Below are 4,056 nucleotides of genomic sequence, written 5' to 3'. Positions count from 1 at the left end.
GACTGGCCGGAAAATGAACTGATCGGAGAAAAGGGCATCATTCCTCCTGCTGCAGATGTTAATACCGCAGATAAAAGAAGGGATCTAACCAACTGTTACGACTGGTGGTTCTGCTATAAAGATCTAAAATAACAGGTTGGCCGGGGATTCATTCTTGAAGCATCAGATTTACCCAAATATCATTTTATGACAAATTGATAGCTTAAACTCCAACACCTATCCAAGAATTACGTATTAGACTAACAATAAGGGCATTTGAAATTGTCAACTGATTTTTTGCGAATTGCCAACTTCTCATTTAGGATATTTAATTCTTGCGTGGTAAAAATTCTGCAGTTTCTTCTTGAAGATACCCCGTATGATGGTAATCTCCCGGAAAGTAACGTCAACATTCTCAAACTGACCTCCATTTAGCTGGGAATCAATAATCTGATCGACCAGATTATTAATTGTCTTTTCATCCAGATGGCTATAACTTCGGGAAGCAGCTTCCACAGCGTCTGCCATCATCAGCGCAGCCATCTCCTTGGAGAAGGGCTTGGGGCCGGGATAGGTAAATTGCGATTCATCCACTTCATCCTCGTTGTATTCCTGTAGATACTTCTTGTAAAAATAATGTACCCTTGTAGTACCATGATGGGTACGGATGAAATCCACAATGGGACCGGGCAACTTATAGCGGGAAGCATATTCAACCCCTTGCTTAACGTGGTTGATAATTATTTTGGCGCTTTCCCGGAATTCCAATTGCTGATGGGGGTTAAAATCGGTATCCTGATTCTCTATAAAATAGATGGGATTTTTCATCTTACCGATATCGTGGTACAGCGCTCCTGTACGCACCAATAATGTGTTGCCGCCGATCTGATAAGCGGCAGTTTCCGCCAGACTTGCCACTTGCATGGAATGCTGGAAAGTACCCGGGGCTTGTTCGGATAACCTTCGCAATAACGGCTGGTTGGTATCAGAAAGTTCCATAAGGGTCACATCCGAAAGGAAGCCAAAAGTCTTTTCAAAGACAAAAATCAAGGGATAAGAAGCAAGCACCAGAGCGCCATTGATGCCGAAATACCCTACATTCACCCAATTCACTGCTTCTATATTCCCCCCCTGGGTGATTGAGATACCAAAATACACAAAAATATAGCTGACCACCACCATAGCGGCCGATAAGAATAGCTTTCCGCGGCGGCTCAGGCTGGTGAGACTAAAAATCGCAACAATTCCTGCAATAAAATTCAGGAATATAAACTCAAAACTATGAGGAGCGAATGATGCAATCAACATTATTGTAATGATATGGATGAATAATGCCAATCTTGCATCATAGAATGAGCGGATGATAATGGGTAAAATTGCAAATGGGATGATATAGAATACTTCAGGCCTCAGTTTTACAGTATAGCTGGAAACAAAAACCATAAGAATCACCAGCAGAAGAATGAACAGCGTTTTCATACTGTCCTGAAGGATTTCAAACCGGAAATGATACAGGAACAAATACAGGACAAATATTGCGGCGAATACAAAAATAAACTGTCCCAGAAAAATGATCTCATATTGATAATCTTCGCCCAGCCGCTGTTCATATTCTCTTTGCAGGGATTCCAATATCCGGTAGGCTGTGGAATCCACCACTTCTCCCTCAGAGACAATCCGCTCTCCTGCCTGAACCATCCCTTTTGTAATGGATACATTCTCAAGCATGCTTTGTCTTACTTTCTGAGAGGTTTCCTGATCATAGAGCACATTGGGCTTAATAAAATCGTAAAAATTCAAATCTTCATAAAAATCCGCCTGTTTGTCGTCTTGTAAATTCAAATCCTCCACGTACTGTTCCACATGGCTGATCACATATTTATATGCCTCTTTCTGATCATAGAATTCGGAGTATTGATGTTCTTCAGCCAGATTATCCTCTATAAGTACAATTTCCGAATCCTGATCCAGATTGCCATAAACTTCCGGAACCTCCACAATACCTTTGCCATATACATCTCTGAACAACTCCAGGACATAATTATAAAATCGCTGGGTCCTTTTTTCAAAATTGCTGTTTGTATAAGCTTCTTTTAGCTCATCTCCCGTATATTTTTCGTGGAAAACTTCCTTTAGCCTTGCATTGTATGTTTCTGTAAATTGCTCTAACTGTCTTTTATGGATCGTACTGTCGTAACGAAAATAGGGCCTGAAATTTTCCAGTATGCTGTCCCGCTCATACTTTATCTGTTGCTGGCTTTTATATATAGGAAAATCGAAAGGAGCAATCAAAGTTTCATGCATCCAGGGTTTTCCTCTTTTAAACTCATACTTGAATTTGCCTTCCCTGGGCAAAAAACCAACAACAATTGCGATGGTAAGCATGAACAACACGCCGTTGAAGATGTTGCTGTATTTATCCTTTACAAAAGAAAAAAGCTTTCTCATACCCTTCCGGATTAATTCAAAATTAACTCTACAAAAGTAAAAATTTTGTTACGGTATGCTTTTTTTTCAGACCGGTATAACTAAATAAAATCTTCATTGTTCAATGGTTGATTTTGTTCGGGGGAATAAGGTAATAAGGTTGGTGCGGGATGGTGGATCCTTAAGGTTTAAAATAGAACGAATAAGGTTTTAAAATTTAAATTTTTCAATATGTGATAACTCCTTTTTTGAATACTGATGTAAAAGATTTGCAAATAATTGATGAAAACCATATTTTTATATCTTTAACCATAGCGGCTATGAAGTACCGTCTCAGTCATTGACCTTATTATCTTATTGCCATGAAGGTAGAATTTAACAATTTGTACACGCATTTTATATTTACAACATTAATGCGTGAATCCCTCATAAGAGAGGAAAATCGTATCCGTATCGAAAAGTACATGACCGGGATAGTCAATAACCATGCTTCTAGGATGTATGCAATTCATGCCAATCCCGAGCATGTGCATTTCCTGGTTTCCCGTGATCCCGGTATTTCAGAGCAAAAACTGGCAAATATTGTTGCGGATAGCTCAGAAAATTTTATAAATGAAAATATTCTTACAAGGGGACATTTTGCATGGCAGCAATCTTGTTCTGCTTTTACTGTATCAAAATCTGATATTGACAGGGTTTGCAAATACATTTTGAACCAATCCCAACATCATAAGGTAGTGAGCTTTGCAGATGAATATGCATTGTTTATAAAACATTATCAAAAAACAATTCGCGGTAAATAAGGTAATAAGGTTGATGCGGGAGTAGGGGGCCTTTATCCTACTAAGGTCTAATATAAGGAAAATAAGGCTTTAAAGAGCAACGGGCTGGATTTTATTCCCAAGTTGATGGATTTTTCCTATAATATCTTATTCCAGTAACGATCCCACCAAATTTAGAAGCTACTTGACCGGTAAATCTTCCCAAACCCTTTTCTTTTTATTAGCTTCATCAGCATTAGGTCTTAACATATTTGAAATATATTATTAAAAACCTTATTTTATGTATCTTAAACTTTAGTAGCCTTGAATCACACCCATAACCTGAACCTTATTACCTTATTAATGAAACTATATCATAACCAGATAATAATAGAGAATTAATATCTGATATTTTGTTGTCCGCTTAATGCTGGGATGACCGGCCAGATCAATGCGAAATCATTCTGAAACTTCTACGTTTACGTACACTCCCTCCATCTTCAATCATCAACCAATCCATCTCCTGTATAAATTTCCTATATTTGAACAAAAACCATGAAATGAAATTCGGAATTTGTTTAAATCCCCTGATCCCGCTGAGGGCTGCACCGACAAAAAAAAGCGAAATGACCGACCAGGTGCTGTTCGGAGAAGATTTTGAGGTTCTTGAGGTCAACAATCAATGGATGTATATCAAAAGACGTACCGATGCTTATGAAGGTTGGTTCAACAGCAGGCATTACCTTCCCTGCACGGAAGACCGGATCAACCAGATGGCTGACTCTCCAAATTATATCCTGCATCTGCCTTTCAACCGGCTAACAGTTGACAATAACCCGCTAACCCTTCCGGCAGGCAGCATCCTTCCTTTCTTCAGCAGGGAAAACAA

General features: G+C 38.9%; 3 protein-coding genes. 2 read left to right on the top strand and 1 reads right to left on the bottom strand.

Going from position 1 to position 4,056, the window contains the following annotated elements; translation table 11 throughout:
- Nucleotides 1-294 precede the first annotated feature (294 nt).
- Nucleotides 295-2,427: an HDIG domain-containing protein gene (locus KGY70_18200; protein MBS3777134.1), complete on the bottom strand. Its 2,133-nt coding sequence runs from the start codon at nucleotides 2,425-2,427 to the stop codon at nucleotides 295-297.
- Nucleotides 2,428-2,819: 392 nt separating this feature from the next.
- Between KGY70_18200 and KGY70_18195 the strand changes: the two genes are divergently transcribed.
- Nucleotides 2,820-3,209 carry a transposase gene (locus KGY70_18195; GenBank protein ID MBS3777133.1) on the top strand — a complete coding sequence of 130 codons (390 nt, stop codon included), beginning with the start codon at nucleotides 2,820-2,822 and terminating at the stop codon, nucleotides 3,207-3,209.
- Nucleotides 3,210-3,727: 518 nt separating this feature from the next.
- Nucleotides 3,728-4,056: SH3 domain-containing protein (locus tag KGY70_18190; protein ID MBS3777132.1), on the top strand; the 329-nt coding region annotated here is incomplete at its 3' end.

The organism is Bacteroidales bacterium, from assembly GCA_018334875.1.
Classification (GTDB): Bacteria; Bacteroidota; Bacteroidia; order Bacteroidales; family UBA12077; genus JAGXLC01.
This window is presented reverse-complemented; position numbering and strand designations above follow the sequence as displayed.

Coding starts and splice junctions, on each gene's coding strand:
- KGY70_18200 (MBS3777134.1), bottom strand. CDS start 2,427: ATGAGAAAGCTTTTTTCTTTTGTAAAGGATAAATACAGCAACATCTTC.
- KGY70_18195 (MBS3777133.1), top strand. CDS start 2,820: ATGCGTGAATCCCTCATAAGAGAGGAAAATCGTATCCGTATCGAAAAG.